At 61.6% G+C, this 15785-nt stretch carries 16 protein-coding genes and 1 tRNA gene; 12 read left to right on the top strand and 5 right to left on the bottom strand.

Going from position 1 to position 15785, the window contains the following annotated elements; translation table 11 throughout:
* The 8 genes from PDMSB3_RS18370 to PDMSB3_RS18335 all read left to right on the top strand — a co-directional run bounded on the left by PDMSB3_RS18370 (window position 1) and on the right by PDMSB3_RS18335 (window position 6953).
* Window positions 1-747 carry a Nif3-like dinuclear metal center hexameric protein gene (locus tag PDMSB3_RS18370; RefSeq protein WP_165187136.1) on the top strand — a complete coding sequence of 249 codons (747 nt, stop codon included), beginning with the start codon at window positions 1-3 and terminating at the stop codon, window positions 745-747.
* 231 nt (window positions 748-978) lie between these two features.
* Window positions 979-1599, top strand: coding sequence for a ubiquinol-cytochrome c reductase iron-sulfur subunit (petA, locus tag PDMSB3_RS18365; RefSeq protein WP_035517856.1), 621 nt, complete (start codon window positions 979-981; stop codon window positions 1597-1599).
* Window positions 1599-2978, top strand: a complete 1380-nt coding sequence (locus PDMSB3_RS18360; protein ID WP_007180224.1) for a cytochrome b — start codon at window positions 1599-1601, stop codon at window positions 2976-2978. Before petA ends, PDMSB3_RS18360 begins: the two co-directional genes overlap by 1 nt.
* A gap of 21 nt (window positions 2979-2999) precedes the next feature.
* A complete protein-coding gene (locus tag PDMSB3_RS18355) occupies window positions 3000-3755 on the top strand; it encodes a cytochrome c1 (RefSeq protein WP_007180225.1) in 756 nt (251 codons plus the stop codon).
* Window positions 3756-3850: 95 nt separating this feature from the next.
* On the top strand, window positions 3851-4462 hold the full coding sequence (locus tag PDMSB3_RS18350) for a glutathione S-transferase N-terminal domain-containing protein (RefSeq protein ID WP_006052302.1): 612 nt from the start codon (window positions 3851-3853) through the stop codon (window positions 4460-4462).
* 70 nt (window positions 4463-4532) lie between these two features.
* Window positions 4533-5042: a ClpXP protease specificity-enhancing factor gene (locus PDMSB3_RS18345; protein WP_165187134.1), complete on the top strand. Its 510-nt coding sequence runs from the start codon at window positions 4533-4535 to the stop codon at window positions 5040-5042.
* 19 nt (window positions 5043-5061) lie between these two features.
* Window positions 5062-5137 (top strand) — tRNA-Thr (locus tag PDMSB3_RS18340).
* A 691-nt stretch (window positions 5138-5828) separates the two neighbouring features.
* Window positions 5829-6953, top strand: a complete 1125-nt coding sequence (locus PDMSB3_RS18335; RefSeq protein ID WP_165187132.1) for a methyltransferase — start codon at window positions 5829-5831, stop codon at window positions 6951-6953.
* A 45-nt stretch (window positions 6954-6998) separates the two neighbouring features.
* Here the strand turns inward: PDMSB3_RS18335 and PDMSB3_RS18330 are convergent, their stop codons facing one another.
* Complete coding sequence (locus PDMSB3_RS18330) at window positions 6999-8282, bottom strand: TIGR03862 family flavoprotein (RefSeq protein WP_007180241.1); 1284 nt, start codon at window positions 8280-8282, stop codon at window positions 6999-7001.
* Between the two features lie 384 nt (window positions 8283-8666).
* Here PDMSB3_RS18330 and PDMSB3_RS18325 point away from each other — a divergent pair, with 384 nt between their 5' ends.
* Window positions 8667-8876, top strand: coding sequence for a DUF1059 domain-containing protein (locus PDMSB3_RS18325; protein ID WP_007180242.1), 210 nt, complete (start codon window positions 8667-8669; stop codon window positions 8874-8876).
* 92 nt (window positions 8877-8968) lie between these two features.
* Here PDMSB3_RS18325 and PDMSB3_RS18320 read toward each other — a convergent pair whose 3' ends face one another.
* Window positions 8969-9289: a type II toxin-antitoxin system HicA family toxin gene (locus tag PDMSB3_RS18320; RefSeq protein ID WP_007180243.1), complete on the bottom strand. Its 321-nt coding sequence runs from the start codon at window positions 9287-9289 to the stop codon at window positions 8969-8971.
* A 387-nt stretch (window positions 9290-9676) separates the two neighbouring features.
* Between PDMSB3_RS18320 and PDMSB3_RS18315 the strand changes: the two genes are divergently transcribed.
* Window positions 9677-10519 (top strand): class I SAM-dependent methyltransferase, encoded by an 843-nt coding sequence (locus PDMSB3_RS18315; RefSeq protein WP_007180244.1) that lies wholly within the window; start codon window positions 9677-9679, stop codon window positions 10517-10519.
* A gap of 43 nt (window positions 10520-10562) precedes the next feature.
* Here the strand turns inward: PDMSB3_RS18315 and PDMSB3_RS18310 are convergent, their stop codons facing one another.
* Complete coding sequence (locus PDMSB3_RS18310; protein ID WP_007180245.1) at window positions 10563-11117, bottom strand: DUF1415 domain-containing protein; 555 nt, start codon at window positions 11115-11117, stop codon at window positions 10563-10565.
* A gap of 94 nt (window positions 11118-11211) precedes the next feature.
* A complete protein-coding gene (locus tag PDMSB3_RS18305; protein WP_007180246.1) occupies window positions 11212-11862 on the bottom strand; it encodes a TetR/AcrR family transcriptional regulator in 651 nt (216 codons plus the stop codon).
* 155 nt (window positions 11863-12017) lie between these two features.
* On the opposite strand from PDMSB3_RS18305, the gene PDMSB3_RS18300 reads away from it, so the two are divergent.
* Entirely contained in the window at window positions 12018-13301 is a 1284-nt protein-coding gene (locus tag PDMSB3_RS18300; RefSeq protein WP_165187130.1) for an MFS transporter, read from the top strand.
* 189 nt (window positions 13302-13490) lie between these two features.
* The gene (locus tag PDMSB3_RS18295; RefSeq protein ID WP_007180248.1) at window positions 13491-14084 is read left to right on the top strand and encodes a nitroreductase family protein; all 594 of its coding nucleotides are present in this window, start codon (window positions 13491-13493) and stop codon (window positions 14082-14084) included.
* A 55-nt stretch (window positions 14085-14139) separates the two neighbouring features.
* On the opposite strand, the gene PDMSB3_RS18290 is transcribed toward PDMSB3_RS18295, so the two are convergent.
* On the bottom strand, window positions 14140-15633 hold the full coding sequence (locus PDMSB3_RS18290; RefSeq protein WP_007180249.1) for an MFS transporter: 1494 nt from the start codon (window positions 15631-15633) through the stop codon (window positions 14140-14142).
* Window positions 15634-15785: the final 152 nt, after the last annotated feature.

Genomic DNA, 15785 nt, shown 5'->3' with positions numbered 1-15785 from the left:
ATGGATCGGATCGAACTTGAATTGTACTTGAACAATCTCCTTGAAACCGCGCGCTTCAAGGACTATTGCCCCAATGGGCTGCAGGTCGAAGGGCGTCGCAAGATCAACAAGCTGGCGACCGGCGTAACCGCTTCGGCGGCCTTCCTGGAAGCCGCGCTGGATTGGGGCGCGGACGCCGTGCTGGTCCATCACGGCTACTTCTGGCGCAACGAGGCGCCGCAGATCACCGGCCGCAAATATGGGCGTCTCAAACTGCTGATCGCCAACGAGCTGAATCTGTTCGCCTATCACCTGCCGCTCGACGCCCATCCCGAGTTCGGCAACAACGCGCAGATCGGCGCGAAGATGGGCTGGATCAGCGACGCGCGCTTCGGCGAGAACGACCTCGGCTGGCTCGCCACCTTCCCGATGCCGATCACGCTCGCCCACTTCACCGCGCAGGTCGAGCAGACGCTCGGCCGCACGCCGCTCGTGTTCGGCGACGCGGAGCGCGAACTGCGTCGCGTGGCCTGGTGCACGGGCGCCGCGCAAGGCATGTTCGACGCAGCTATCAACGCGGGTGCCGACGTCTACCTGACCGGCGAAGTGTCGGAGTCGGTGATGCATACGTCGGCGGAAAGCGGCGTCGCTTTTCTTGCGGCGGGCCACCATGCCACGGAGCGCTTCGGCGTGCAGGCGGTGGGCAAGCACCTGTCCGAGCAGTTCGATATCGAACACCTCTTTATCGATATCCCTAATCCCGTTTGAATCGCGAAATTCAGATAAAACGCATTAGAGAAGAAAAAAGCAGGAATAACGCAGAGGGCACTTAAAAGGAGGTGCAAAAAAGTTTGCGATCCGTACGGAGAAACCCTGATTTATCAAGGGCTTCGCACGGTTTTTGGCAATCGGCCCTTGTAAATGGCGACTCCATTCGCGCAAACTAGCGGCGGTAGAAGCGACGTGAAGGAAAAATCCAACTCAGAAGTGGGGCGTGTGATGCGAGACAAGGAAGATGAACGCGTCGACGGCAGCCGCCGTACCTGGCTGATAGCGACGACCGTAGCAGGTGGCATAGGAGGCGTTGCCACTGTCGTACCCTTTGTTAGTTCGTTTGCACCATCTGAAAAGGCCAAGGCAGCAGGTGCCCCGGTCGAAGTCGATATCGGCGATCTCAAGCCTGGCGACATGAAGACCGTAGCCTGGCGTGGCAAACCGGTGTGGATCATCAACCGCACCGACAAGATGCTCGCCGATGTCCAGAAAGCCGATAACGAAGTAGCGGATCCCCACACCAAGAATCCTTTTTCAATGCCGTTGCCGGAGTACTGCAATAACGAGTACCGTTCACGCGCCGACCACAAGAATCTGTTCGTCGCCGTCGCCGTGTGCACCCATCTGGGTTGTACGCCGACGCCGCGCTTCCAGGAGGGCGCGCAGCCCAATCTTCCGGACGACTGGCCAGGCGGCTTTCTGTGCCCGTGCCACGGCTCGACCTATGACATGGCCGGCCGCGTCTTCAAGAACAAACCTGCGCCGCAGAACCTCGACATCCCGCCTTACATGTTCACCTCGGCCACCGGCCTCGTGATCGGCAAGGACGAGAAAGGAGAAGCGTAATGGCGATCGAACACGAAGTAGAGACGACCGGGCTGGTCGGCTGGATCGACCGGCGCTTTCCGCTGACCTCCACCTGGAAGAAGCACGTTTCCGAGTACTACGCGCCGAAGAACTTCAACTTCTGGTACTTCTTCGGTTCGCTCGCGCTGCTGGTGCTGGTCAATCAGGTCGTGACTGGCATTTTCCTCACCATGAACTACAAGCCCGACGCGACGCTCGCGTTCTCGTCGGTCGAGTACATCATGCGCGAGGTGCCGTGGGGCTGGCTGATCCGTTACATGCATTCCACGGGCGCGTCGATGTTTTTCGTCGTCGTCTATCTGCACATGTTCCGCGGGCTGATGTACGGCTCGTACCGCAAGCCGCGCGAACTGGTGTGGATCTTCGGCTGCGCGATTTTCCTGTGCCTGATGGCCGAGGCGTTTTTCGGCTATCTGCTGCCGTGGGGCCAGATGTCGTTCTGGGGCGCGCAGGTGATCGTGAACCTGTTCTCGGCGATTCCGTTCATCGGGCCGGATCTGTCGCTGTGGATTCGCGGCGACTATGTAGTCTCGGACGTCACGCTGAACCGCTTCTTCGCGTTTCATGTGATTGCGATTCCGCTCGTGCTGATCGGTCTGGTGGTCGCCCACCTGGTCGCGCTGCATGAAGTCGGTTCGAACAATCCGGACGGCATCGAGATCAAGGCGAAGAAGGACCCGGACGGCATTCCGCTCGACGGCATTCCGTTCCACCCGTACTACTCGGTGCACGACTTCATGGGCGTGACGGTGTTTCTGTTTATCTTCGCCGCGATCATCTTCTTCGCGCCGGAGATGGGCGGCTACTTCCTCGAAGCGAACAACTTTGTGCCGGCCAACCCGCTGCAAACGCCGCCCGAAATCGCGCCGGTATGGTACTTCACCGCTTTCTACGCGATGCTGCGCGCCACCACCGATCCGTTCAAGATCGTGCTGATGGTCGTGATCGCGCTGCTCGGCCTGCTCGCGCTGGTGCGCGCGCGCGGCAAGTGGAGGCTCGGTCTGCCGGTGCTCGCGGTGCTGGTGATTCTGGCTATGGCGTTCACCGAATCGAAGTTCTGGGGCGTGGTGGTGATGGGCAGCGCGGTCGTTTCGCTGTTCTTCCTGCCGTGGCTCGACCGCTCGCCGGTCAAGTCGATCCGGTATCGGCCGTTTTTTCACAAAGTGTTCTATGGCATCTTCGTGGCCGCGTTTCTGACTTTGGCCTTTCTCGGCACCAAACCGCCGTCGCCGGCCGCCACGCTGATCGCCCAGATCTGCGCACTGATCTACTTCGCGTTTTTCCTCGGTATGCCGTTCTGGACGCGGCTTGGCACGTTCAAGCAGCCGCCCGAACGGGTGCGGTTCAAGCCTCACTAATCGCGAGCCAGGAGAACACGAATGAAAAAACTGCTTACGAAGTGCGCGCTGATCGGCGCGACACTGCTTGCGGTGCTGGCCGCCCCGGCTTACGCGGACGAGAATTTCCCGCTCGACCGTGCGCCGGATAACGCGGAGAATTTCGCTTCTTTGCAGCACGGCGCGCAATTGTTTGTAAACTATTGCCTGAATTGCCACAGCGCGAACCTGATGCGGTACAACCGGCTGACCGACCTCGGCATTACGCCGAACGAAATTCAGGCGAACCTGCTGTTCACCACGGATAAAATCGGCAACACAATGACCGTGGCGATGCGCCCCGAAGACGCGAAAGCGTGGTTCGGCGCGAGTCCGCCGGATTTGTCGGTGGAAGCGCGGGCGCGCGGCAAAGACTGGCTGTACACGTATTTGCGCAGCTTTTACCGCGACAATACGCGGCCGACAGGCTGGAACAATCTGGTGTATGAAAACGTGAGCATGCCTCACGTGCTGTGGCAGCTTCAGGGGCAACGTACCGCGAAGTTCGGTGACGAAACCGACGAAAAAACCGGTGAGACGGTACACAAATTTGTGGGCTTCCAGCAGGTCACTCCGGGGACGATGTCGCCGGTAGATTATGATTCTGCTGTGGCCGACCTCGTGTCGTACCTGTCATGGATGTCCGAACCGACCCAGAAAACCCGCAAACAGCTTGGCGTGTGGGTGCTGATGTTCCTCGGTATCCTGAGCTTTTTCGCCTGGCGACTGAACGCCGCGTACTGGAAACATATCAAATAATCACGCCGTCACCCGGCGTGGGGCCGGCGCCAGGAAAAACCTGCTGAACGGTTTTTCCGCGCGCTGGCCTTTCAGCTTTTTGAGGAAACGTAAATATGATGGTTCTGTATTCCGGCACAACTTGCCCGTTCTCCCAGCGCTGCCGGCTGGTGTTGTTCGAAAAGGGCATGGACTTCGAGATCCGCGACGTCGACCTGTTTAACAAGCCGGAAGACATCGCTGTGATGAATCCGTATGGTCAGGTGCCGATTCTCGTCGAACGGGATCTGATTCTGTACGAATCGAACATCATCAACGAGTATATCGACGAGCGCTTTCCGCACCCGCAACTGATGCCGGCCGATCCGGTTCAGCGCGCCCGCGCACGCCTGTTCCTGCTGAACTTCGAGAAAGAGCTGTTCGTGCACGTCGGCACGCTCGAAAACGAAAAAGGCAAGGCCGCCGAGAAGAATCACGAGAAGGCCCGTCTCGCGATCCGCGATCGCCTGACGCAACTCGCGCCGATCTTCCTGAAGAACAAGTACATGCTCGGCGAAGAGTTCTCGATGCTCGACGTCGCGATCGCGCCGTTGCTGTGGCGTCTGGACCACTACGGCATTGAATTGTCGAAGAACGCCGCGCCGCTGATGAAGTACGCCGAGCGCATTTTCAGCCGCCCGGCTTATATCGAAGCGCTGACGCCTTCGGAAAAGGTGATGCGTCGTTGAGTTTGGCTTTGGGGTGAGGGTGCCGCGCGGCTGGCTGAGCGCGGGCCCGCGCCCGGCAAGAGGACTGTTGATGCAAGAGATTTCCACCAAGCCTTATCTGCTGCGCGCGCTTTATGAGTGGTGCACGGATAACGGCTATACGCCGCACATCGCGGTCCGGGTCGACAATCAGACGCGCGTGCCGCGCCAGTTTGTGCGCGACAACGAAATCGTGCTGAACATCAGCTTCGAGGCGACCAGCCAGTTGCAGATGGGCAACGAGTGGATCGAGTTCAGCGCGCGTTTCTCCGGCAAGTCGCACAAGATCGAAGTGCCGATCGCCAATATTCTCGCGATCTACGCGCGTGAAAACGGCCAGGGCATGGCGTTTCCGGTCGAGTCCCCGGGCGGTGAAGCGCTGGATTCGGGGGCTGACGCGGAAGTGGCAGAAGAGGCGGAGTCGCCCGTGCCGCGTGCGGTCGAAACGGCGCCGGTCACGGATGCCGTCGCCGCCAAAACGGATAGCGCGACGGACGGCCCGCAGCCTGACGACGACGGATCGAAAGGTGGCGGAAGGGCTCGCCTCAAGATCGTAAAATGAAGTAGAATCACGGCCTCATGCCGGCTTAGCTCATCAGGTAGAGCGCTTGACTTGTAATCATGAGGTGGCGGGTTCGAGTCCTGCAGCCGGCACCAGTTGTACTAAACGGGGTTTCTGTTCATTCAGAAACCCCGTTTTTATTTGTGCGTGCGCACGCGTTTGCCAGCGGCGGGTGATTAAATCCACCGCGCATAAATGGACGTTGTCGGGAATAACCAGATTAATGAAAAAACCAGTTGCGGACGCCAATGAACGTCCGCAACTGAAGGCTTATTTTTGAGCTAACGCTGTGGATGTGATCCGGCGCCGCGGTTGGTCTCTCAGGTTCTTCGGGATACGGCTGTATTCCATTAATTGAGAAAACTATACCGGGCATACTCCTTTCTGTCTATTAATTGGCCGTAAACCCCTACATAACGCAGCGCCGCCTGATACACGAGTTGACGGACTCGTATAATCGTGTCGCCTATCTTTTATCGAATAAGAAGCAGACGGCACCAAAGGAGCCGGGTCCATGACATCGGTGAGGCTCGATAGTGTCCAAAATCACCATATCTCTTTCACCTTGTCGATTATGGACTTTTTTGTCTAGAATTTGTCCGCCGATCGCGACAGCCCACCCGCGTCACCAGATTTTCGCCGACGAATAGCGCACCGCGAACCCGGACGACAGAGGTACTATTCGGGCGTCAGTCGGCAACGCTATCAAGTACTCCGGCGGGCAACGCCCCCCGATGACGCGGCTTCCCAGCGCGTCGCTCCTGCAACACCGATCCCACCTTCATCATGACCAGCCCTGCAACCATCACCTGGCCCGAAGCCGACGGCCCCCGCGCCGCGCGTTGGCGCTCCGAAGCGGCCTTGCCGCCGCCCAGGCGCGTCATCGTCGCGGATGACCGTACTACCGCCGATTCCGCTTACCGCCTCGCTTGCGAAGGTACGGCGCTGCTGTGGAACGGCGACTTCCAGAATGCTCGCCAACTGCTGCAGGCGGTCACGCGCCGACTCGAGCGCAAGCCTCGCAAGCACGGCGAGACGCCGATCGACGCGTTCAATCTGCATCGACAGGCGCAGTCGCAACGCGCGCGCACGCTCGGCATGATTCTGATTCCACTCGACGCCGTATACGGCATTCCGCTGCGCCGCGCGCCCGATGTCCAGCAAGCCTGCATCGAAACTTATGGACCGGCTACTGGCGAGGCATCCGTCGTATCGCTGCGCGAACTGCTCGGCATGATCGGCGCGCACGAATGGCGCAAGAAGGGCGTCGAGATTGCGGCGCTCGGCGACCGGATCCATCCCCACTACGGTGTGTTTTCACCGGTGCGCGGCGAGTACGTGGATCTCGTCGCGCGCGCGCCGCTGCCTTCGCTAAACAAGGCATTCGATATCGGTACGGGCACGGGCGTGTTGGCCGCGCTGCTGGCAAAACGCGGTGTAAAGAAGATCATCGCTACCGATCAGGACCCTCGTGCGCTCGCCTGCGCGCGCGAGAACCTGACTCGCCTTGGCTACGATCAGCAGGTTGAGGTCGTGCAGGCCGATCTGTTTCCTGAAGGCCGGGCGCCGCTCGTGGTTTGCAATCCGCCGTGGTTGCCGGCAAGGCCGGCTTCTCCGATCGAGTATGCGATCTACGATCCGGAAAGCCGCATGCTGCTCAGTTTCCTGAATGGACTCGCGGACCATCTGTCGCCGGGTGGGGAAGGCTGGCTGATCATGTCGGATTTCGCTGAGCATCTCGGCTTGCGCACGCGCGACCGGCTGCTTGCCGCCATCGACAAGGCGGGGTTGGTCGTGGCGGGGCGCGAGGACATTCGTCCGCGCCACCCCAAATCGACCGATGAAACCGACGCGCTGCACACGGCGCGCATGGCCGAAGTGACATCGCTGTGGCGTCTCAAGGCACGATAGGCGGTGAGAGGAGTCGCCACGCCGTGAAGCGGGCAACGCGGCGCATCACGCCGATGCGCTGCGCGCCTTGAGTCCGGCGAGGTAAGCCGCTGCGCCCCGCCCCGCCGCGAGGCCGCTGGCAAAGCAAGCCGTAAGCAGGTAGCCACCCGTTGGCGCTTCCCAGTCCAACATTTCGCCCGCGCAGAATGCGCCCGGCAGGCGCTCGATCATCAGGCGCTCGTCGAGTGCTTCGAAGGGAATGCCGCCTGCGGTGCTGATCGCTTCTGCGATCGGTCGGGGGCGCGTGAGGCGCACCGGCAGCGCCTTGATTGCGTGCGCGAGGCGGTCCACGTCGGCGAAGGCTTCTTTCGACAAAATCTCATGCAACAAAGCCAGTTTGACCCCGCCAATGCCGATCCTGCCATGCAGATGAGTCGACATCGAGCGTGAGCCGCGCGGTCGTATGACCTCGGCGATGATTCGCTCCAAAGGCAAGCCTGGCGCCAGATCCAGCGCGATTGTCGCCGCCCCGTCGGCCAGAATTCGGTCGCGGATGAGGGCCGACAAGGCGTAAATCAGGCTGCCTTCGAGGCCCGTTTCAGTCAGAAGTATTTCACCTTGTCGATTGTGGACTTTATTGTCTACGCCGGTGAGCGCGATGGCTACCGGCTTGACCGGCTGGCCCGCAAAACGCTCGCGCAGATAAGGGCTCCAGTCCGCGTCGAAGCCGCAGTTTCCCGGCAGCAGGGGGGCTACGGGCACATCGCGCGAAGCCATCAGCGGCACCCACGCGGCGTCCGATCCAAGACGCGGCCAGCTTGCGCCGCCAAGCGCGAATACTACGGCGTCGAAGGTGACAGCCTGTTCACCGCCGGGCGTCGCGAATCGGAGCGCATGCGTGGCGGTGTCGCCGTCTGCTGCGGTATCCCAGCCGATCCACTTGTGTCGCATGTGAAAACGCACCCCTGCTTCGCGCAGCCGATGCAGCCAGGCACGCAGCATCGGCGCGGCTTTCATATCGGCTGGGAAAACGCGCCCCGAACTGCCGACGAAAGTCTCCACGCCCAGCCCGTGCAGCCACGCGCGCAAGGCGTCCGGATCGAAGACTTTCACGAGCGGTGCGAGCTGCTCGCGGCGCGCGCCATAGCGCCCGAGGAACGGTTCGAGCGGCTCCGAATGCGTGATGTTCATGCCGCCCTTGCCCGCCATCAGGAATTTGCGCCCGACCGATGGCATGGCGTCGTAGACGTCGACCTGCACGCCCTGCGAGGCAAGCGCCTCGGCGGCCATCAAGCCTGCGGGGCCGCCGCCGATCACGGCGACGCGGGCGGAATCGAATGAGGATGACATGCGGACCTGCAGATGAGGGGAAGAGGCGGCGCGCCGGCTGGATCGGGTGAGAAACGGGCGGCGCGAAGGGCGCTATTTTCACACCGCGGTCAGCGCAGGGCAAACGCGCGGGCAGGCCAGCGGGCCGAAAATGACTGGGTTCAGGCGGTCCCGCGTCCGGTAAGCCTGTGCCGTAGGCTTCGCTGCGGACAGCCGCGACCTATAATTTTCAAACACCTTCCATCGGACGCCGCGCGCGTCTTTTCCGTGTCAAACCCAGGTTCTCTCCTTCTCGCCACGCGACGCTACCTTTACTGCCTGTGGCACCGCGTCACGGAAGGCGATGTGGTTCGCGCGTCTGCTGCCTGCGTGGCTATCTGAACGTCTGGATCAAAGGAGACTGTCATGTCCCGCAAATACATTGATTGCCGCGAGTTTCCGAGCGAAATGAACTGCTCGGTCGCCTTATCCGCCGACAGCGAGAGCGAATTGCTCGACGCGGCGGTTCAGCATGCGGTCGCTGTGCATAAACATACGGATTCGCCGGAATTGCGCTCGCAACTCAAGACGCTCTTTCACGACGGCACGCCACCGGTCGAAGCGCCGCGCGCATGAGTTGCCCTCTTCCTCCGGGAATGAGACAGGCCGTGCGAGCCGCGTGAGCGGCGCCTTGCCGCCCGTGCGGATCGCGGCCTCTTTGAACTGTTCTAGCCGGGGTACGCCTCGTCGACCTTCAGCCCGGCGAGCTTGAAGATGACCCGCAGCGTTTGCGGTTTGATGTCGCGCCGCGAGGCGAGCGTAGTCATGACGAAGTCGAGCACTTTGGCGTACTTGAGCATGGTCAGGCAGGTTTCCATGTCCACGCTGCCATCGCGCATGACTTCGGCGAGACGCAGCATTTCCGTGGAGATGTCGCGGGCCATTTCCAGTTCGAGTTGCTGCTTTTCCGACCAGGCGGGGGTGGCGACGAGCTTCGCCAGCATTTCCTGAAACTTCTGTTCGACGTTTCCGTTGGGTACCGTATCCATTGCTGCCTCTTCTATTTTCCGAGCGCGCGTCCGGTTGAAGTCTCGGCGCGCTACTGGTTACGTAACGTTCGGCCCGTGTTCCGGGTCCGTCCTCCCCACATGCATCCGGTTCGCGTGATCAAAGCCACGACCGCAGCCAGTTGTTATAGGCGACACGGCCGACGCCGACGGGGCTGGGCCGATACGCACGCTGCTTTTTGCGCCCATCTGAATCCCCTGCATGAAGCCTTTTGGAGCAGGAATTGTTCCAGATTGACGCGATTTCTTGCGTGATACGCGCGGCTCTTCCGGTAAGCAAGCCGCACTTTGGGTAAACTGGCAGCAACTTTTCCCTTTTTCCGTCACCTGTCGCACGTTCGCGTTGCAAATGATGACGGTTTCCCCCCGATGTCCAGCAAAACCCACGAAATCCGGCCAAACCAATCCGTCGAGCTGCTGAAGGAGCTTCACATCCTCACGCGCGACGGCAAGATGAACCAGGACAGCCGTCGCAAGCTGAAACAGGTCTACCACCTGTTCCAGTTCATCGAGCCGCTGCTCAAGGAGCTCAGGGACAACCAGGGCGCCGTGACCCTCGTCGACCACGGCGCGGGCAAGTCCTATCTAGGTTTTATCCTGTACGACCTTTTCTTCAAGGAGTTTCAGGCGGAGGCGGGTGGTGCGTCGCACATATACGGCATTGAAACGCGCGAGGAGCTCGTCGCGAAGTCGGAGGAACTGGCGGGCCGGTTGGGCTTTACGGGCATGTCGTTCCTGAATCTGTCGGTCGCGGACTCGATCACGTCGGATGGCCTGCCTGCCCGGATCGACGTCGTGACGGCGCTGCACGCCTGCAATACGGCAACCGACGACGCGCTGCGCTTTGCTCTGGAAAAGAAGGCGAAGTACATCGTGGTCGTGCCGTGCTGTCAGGCCGAGGTGGCGGGCGTGCTGCGGCAGAACAAGGGGAAGTCTCTGGGGAGCGCGTTGACGGAGATCTGGCGGCATCCGTTGCATACACGGGAGTTTGGGAGCCAGATCACCAATGTGCTGCGGTGTTTGCAGCTCGAAGCGCACGGCTATCAGGTCAGCGTGACCGAACTCGTGGGGTGGGAGCATTCCATGAAGAATGAACTCATCATCGCCCAGTACAAGGATTTGCCGAGGCGTCGGCCGGCCGAGCGTCTGAACGAGGTGATGGAAACGCTCGGTATCGAGGAACTGAAAGAGCGGTTTTTTGTTTCGGCCTGACGGGCCGTTCTTTCCTGCGGCAAGGCCTCTCCTTCCCGGTGAATCACCGCTTCATCAAGGCATTCCACCCGGCAAGGCCGATCCGCCGAAGCGTTTCCTGATTCCGCTCGTAAATCTCTTCCGCATCGGGAAAGGCTTGAACCGCGCGCTCGATGCTGTCCTCGCGCAGCAAGTGCAAAATCGGATAGGGCGCCCGATTCGTGTAGTTCTCGATGTCGTCGGGCCCGCTGTCATCGAACTGATACAGAGGATGAAAGCTGGCGATCTGGACGATGCCTTCGAGCCGAAGCTGCTTGAGCAGGCGGTCGGCGAAAAACAGGCAGTCGTTATAGTCGAGAAAATCGCCAAGCGCCTGCGGCACGATCAACAGCGTCGTGTCGACGGCGTCCGGGCTGGCTGCCATCAGCGTCTGAAGCTCGGTTTCGAGATCGGTCAGCACACTTTCCATGTCCGCGGCATTGCTGACTGCGTAGCGAATCTGGCCCTTCACATGCACCGCCTTCGCGAACGGGCACAGGTTCAGACCGATCACCGCTTCGGTCAGCCAGTGGCGAGTAGCGGCGATGACGGCATCGTGGGATTCGGCGGGCAACGACATGGCGGGCGGTGGCGTGTGAGACAAAACGTCATTCTAACGGCGCGGCTCGGCATCGATTCATGCCTCGCGTAAACAGGATCGCAAAGCGCGAATCTCAGCTATCCGAAGCTGCCGCTGCCGTGCCGCATGCGGCGGCGATCAACTGCGCGGCGACCTTCGGCGCGGCCAGAATGGGCCCGCATCCTGGCCCGTAGGTCTGACTGGCTGCGTACACGCCTTCGATCATCAAACCTAGCCCATTGGCGAGCGCTACCGGATCGTCGGCACCCGCCGCCGTGGCGAGTTCCGTGAGGCGCGTCATCAACCGCGCCTTGTTGCGGAACACGAACTGCCGCGCCGGATGTGCCGCGTCCGGAAACTCCACCGATACGTTCACGAAAGGACAGCCGCGATAATCGTCCACCGACGCGCGCACCGCGAGGTCGTCGAAATATTGCTGAAGCTGTTTCGCCGGCTCGCCCGGATGTTTGGCGAAGCTTCTTTCCACGTAGCCGAAGAACTGCTCGTCCTTGCGCTCCAGATAAGCCATGACCAGATCGTCCTTCGACGAAAACTGGCGGTACAAGCTCATCTTGTTCACACCGGCGCGTTCGACCACCGCATCGACGCCGACGGCGCGCACACCCTCACGGTAGAACAATTCGTCCGCGGCGCGAAGCAGATGCTGTTGGGCCTGCGGCCCCGCCGTCTGCGCGCCGCGCGTGCGGCGTGCACTGGCCTGCTTTTGGGTTTCACTATCGGACATGGGTGGCTACCTGAATGAACCTGACGCCTTGACATGTTACCGATCAGTAACTAACATCGCAACACTCATTGTGACAGAGCTGTCACAAGTCCTTTACCGAAGTCGTAACGATGTGAGCGGCGCGGCCAGCCAGGCAAGTGTCGATTGGAGAACCGATGAACTGGGCAGCGAAACTGATCGGCGGCCGTTTTCACTATGGCTGGCTGACTGTCGCCGTAGTCTTTCTGGTGCTGCTGGCGGCAGCGGGCACGCGCGCCACGCCGAGCGTGATGATGGTGCCGCTCGAGCATCAATTCGGCTGGAGCCGCGCAACGATCTCATTGGCGATTTCGGTGAATATTGCGCTGTACGGTCTGATGGGCCCGTTCGCGGCTGCGGCCATGCAACGTTTCGGCGTGCGTCCCACGCTGCTGGCCGCGCTCGGCACGATGGCAGCGGGCGTGGCGCTCTCCTCGCTGATGACGCACCCGTGGCAAATGGTGCTGATCTGGGGCGTGATGGTCGGCGGCTCGACGGGTGTCGCGGCGCTGTCGTTGTCGGCGACCGTGGTGACGCGCTGGTTTACGACGCGGCGTGGCCTCGTCATGGGCATTCTCACGGCCAGTTCGGCGACCGGCCAGCTGGTGTTCCTGCCGATGCTCGCCGCCATCGCCGAGCATTACGGCTGGCGGCAAGTGGTGTGGGTCGTCGCCATTGCTGCCGCAATCGTGATTCCGCTTGTTGCGTTTCTGTTGCCCGAACGTCCGTCCGACATGAAGCTGCGTCCGTACGGCGAACCGCACGATACACCGGTCAACAGCACGGTCATCAAACAGAATCCGCTGGCTATCGCCTTCGGCACGCTTGCGATGGCGAGCAAAACCCGCGACTTCTGGCTGCTGTTTTTCAGCTTCTTTATCTGCGGCGCGAGCACCAACGGCTACGTCGGCACCCATCTGATCGCGATGTGCGGCGACTACGGCATGACGGAAGTGCAGGGCGCTTCGCTGCTTGCCGCTATGGGCATCTTCGATCTGTTCGGCACGACGCTCTCAGGCTGGTTGTCGGACCGCTTCAATAGCCGTGTGCTGCTGTTCTGGTACTACGGTCTGCGCGGTTTGTCGCTGATGTATCTGCCGCACGCGTTCGGCATCGACTTTTTCGGTCTGCCGCTGTTCGCCGTGTTTTACGGCCTGGACTGGATCGCGACCGTGCCGCCCACGGTGCGTCTGGCCACCGACGTCTACGGTAAGGAGGCGGCGCCGGTGGTGTTCGGCTGGGTTGTCGCCGGCCACCAGCTCGGCGCCGCATTCGCCGCGCTCGGCGCGGGCATGCTGCGGGCGAGCCTCGGCACCTACACGGTGGCGTCGATGATTTCGGGCGGTTTGTGCCTCGTCGCCGCAATGATCGTATTGCGGATCAACCGGCCCGCCAAGGTGCCGGAGCCGCAGGCGGTGTGACGCCGCGCGTCGCGCGCGGAGGACAGCGCGCTTGTCAGGACCACGGCCCCGAATGGGGCCGTTTTGCTATTGCCCGCCGGCGCGGAAACAAACTGTTCGCCCGATGGAGCACGCGCGCCGAAGCCCGGTTATGCTATGTGACCCCGGGCAAGTCGCCCGTCGATCATGAATTTCGACCGAGAGAAGCGCATGACCAACAAACCCGCCCCTACCGCAGTTGCCATTCACGAGCTGATTGCGGGCCGCTGGAGCCCGCGCGCGTATTCGAGCGAACCGGTGAGCCGCGAGCATTTGCAATCGGTGCTCGAAGCGGCACGCTGGGCGCCGTCTTCGTATAACGCGCAGCCGTGGCGTTTCCTCGTGTTCGACCGCAGCGTCGATGAAGTCTCGTTCAAGCAAGCCTTTGCCACGCTGGTGCCGTTCAACCAGGGCTGGAATGCGCCGGCGCCGGTGCTGATCGCGGTGACCACGCACACGCTCACCAACAAGGGCGAGGTGAATCGCTGCGCGCCGTACGATGCGGGCGCCGCGGCAATGGCGCTGGTCTTGCAGGCGCATGCGCTCGGACTTGCCGCGCATCAGATGAGCGGTTTTGACGTGAACGCGTTCCGCACGTCATTCAAGCTGCCGAGCGACGTCGACGTGATCGCGATCATTTCGCTCGGCCATTACGGCGACGTCGACAAGCTGGATCCGGTGTTGCGCGAGCGCGAGAAGTCGGTGCGTCAGCGTTTGCCGCTGGCGGAAATCGCCTACGGCGGCGGCTGGAAAAAGGCGTTCTGAACGGCTTGCCGCTTTCTTGCCGAAGTGAAACGCGCGGCGATGACCGCGCGTTTTTTTATTCCGCGCCCTCCGCGCCCTCCGCGTCATCCACGACGCTCGACAGCGGCGTCGCCACGTTCTCCAGCGACTTGCGCTCCGCATCCACGCCCCAGATCGCGGCGATCACCGCCGCCGCCAGCATCAGCGCCGAGCCGACCAGATAGCCCGAAAACACTTCGCTGCGCTGATGCGTGTCGATGAGCCTGCCGAAGAACGCGGGCCCAGCGATACCGCCGAGCGCCGTGCCGAACGCGTAGAAAACCGCGATGGCCAGCGCGCGAATCTCCAGCGGGAACGATTCGCTGACGGTCAGATAAGCCGAACTCGCAGCCGCCGACGCGAAAAAGAAGATCACCATCCACGCGATCGTCTGCGTGACGACGGTGAGCAACTGCTGCTCGAACAGGTAGCCGCTCAGTGTCAGCAGGACGGCGGACATCGCGTACGTCGCAAAGATCATCTTGCGTCGGCCGATCACGTCGAATAGTCGGCCGAGCAGCAGCGGTCCGAGGAAATTGCCGAGCGCGAAGGGCAGCAGATACCAGCCGATGTGGTCGCCCGGCACGTGGTAGAAATCGGTGAGCACCAGCGCGTAGGTGAAGAAGATCGCGTTGTAGAAAAACGCCTGCGCGGTCATCAGCGACAGGCCGACCAGCGCGCGCCGCCGGTGTACGTTGAAGAGCGTATGAAATACCTCGCGCAGCGGCGTATGTCCGCGAGCGCGCAGTCGCAAGCGCGTAAGGTCGTTGTCGGAGAGCATGTGGCCTTCGCTGCGAAAACGCGTTTCGATTCCTTCGACGATCGCGCGTGCGTCGCGCTCGTCACCGTGCGTGAGCAGCCAGCGCGGGCTTTCCGGCACCCAGATGCGCATCGGCAGAATACCCAGCGCGAGCACCGCGCCGATGAAGAAGCAGGCGCGCCAGCCCCAATCGGCGGGCAGCAGATGCGGATCGAGCAGCACCAGCGAGCCGGCCGCGCCGAGCCCCGCGCCGATCCAGAACGTGCCGTTGATACCCAGATCGGTCCAGCCGCGCACACGCGCCGGTGTGAATTCCTGGATTGTCGAGTTGATCGCCGTGTACTCGCCGCCAATGCCCGCGCCGGTCAGGAAGCGAAACAGCAGAAAGCTGGCCAGATTCCACGACAGCGCGGTGGCCGCCGTCGCCGCCAGATAAAGGGCGAGCGTGATGAAAAAGAGCTTGCGGCGGCCGAGCCGGTCGGTCAGCCAGCCGAACCCCAACGCGCCCAGCACCGCGCCGGCAATGTAGGCGCTGCCGGCCAGACCGACGTCGGCGTTGGTAAAGTGCAACGACGGACTGGACTTCAGTGCACTCGCCACCGCGCCCGCCAGCGTTACTTCCAGCCCGTCAAGCAGCCACGTCACACCCAGCGCCACCACGATCAGTGAGTGAAACCGGCCCCACGGCAAGCGGTCGAGCCGCGAAGGCAGATCCGTCTCGACGAGCGTCGTGCTTTTTTCATGAACTGCGGCAGTGGGCGGCGCGCTCATTGCTTGAAGTCTCCTGAAATCCGAAAATTGGCGGCGTATCCTGTCGAAATGAGCAATATTCGTTCCGTCGAACTGCCGTTCTCCGTTATCGTGACTGCGCTGAAAACGTCAGTTGATGCTCATCGGTCTTTCGTGTTACAAAGCCGCTCCCC

The sequence above is a fragment of the Paraburkholderia dioscoreae genome, assembly GCF_902459535.1.
Classification (GTDB): domain Bacteria; phylum Pseudomonadota; class Gammaproteobacteria; order Burkholderiales; family Burkholderiaceae; genus Paraburkholderia; species Paraburkholderia dioscoreae.
This window is presented reverse-complemented; position numbering and strand designations above follow the sequence as displayed.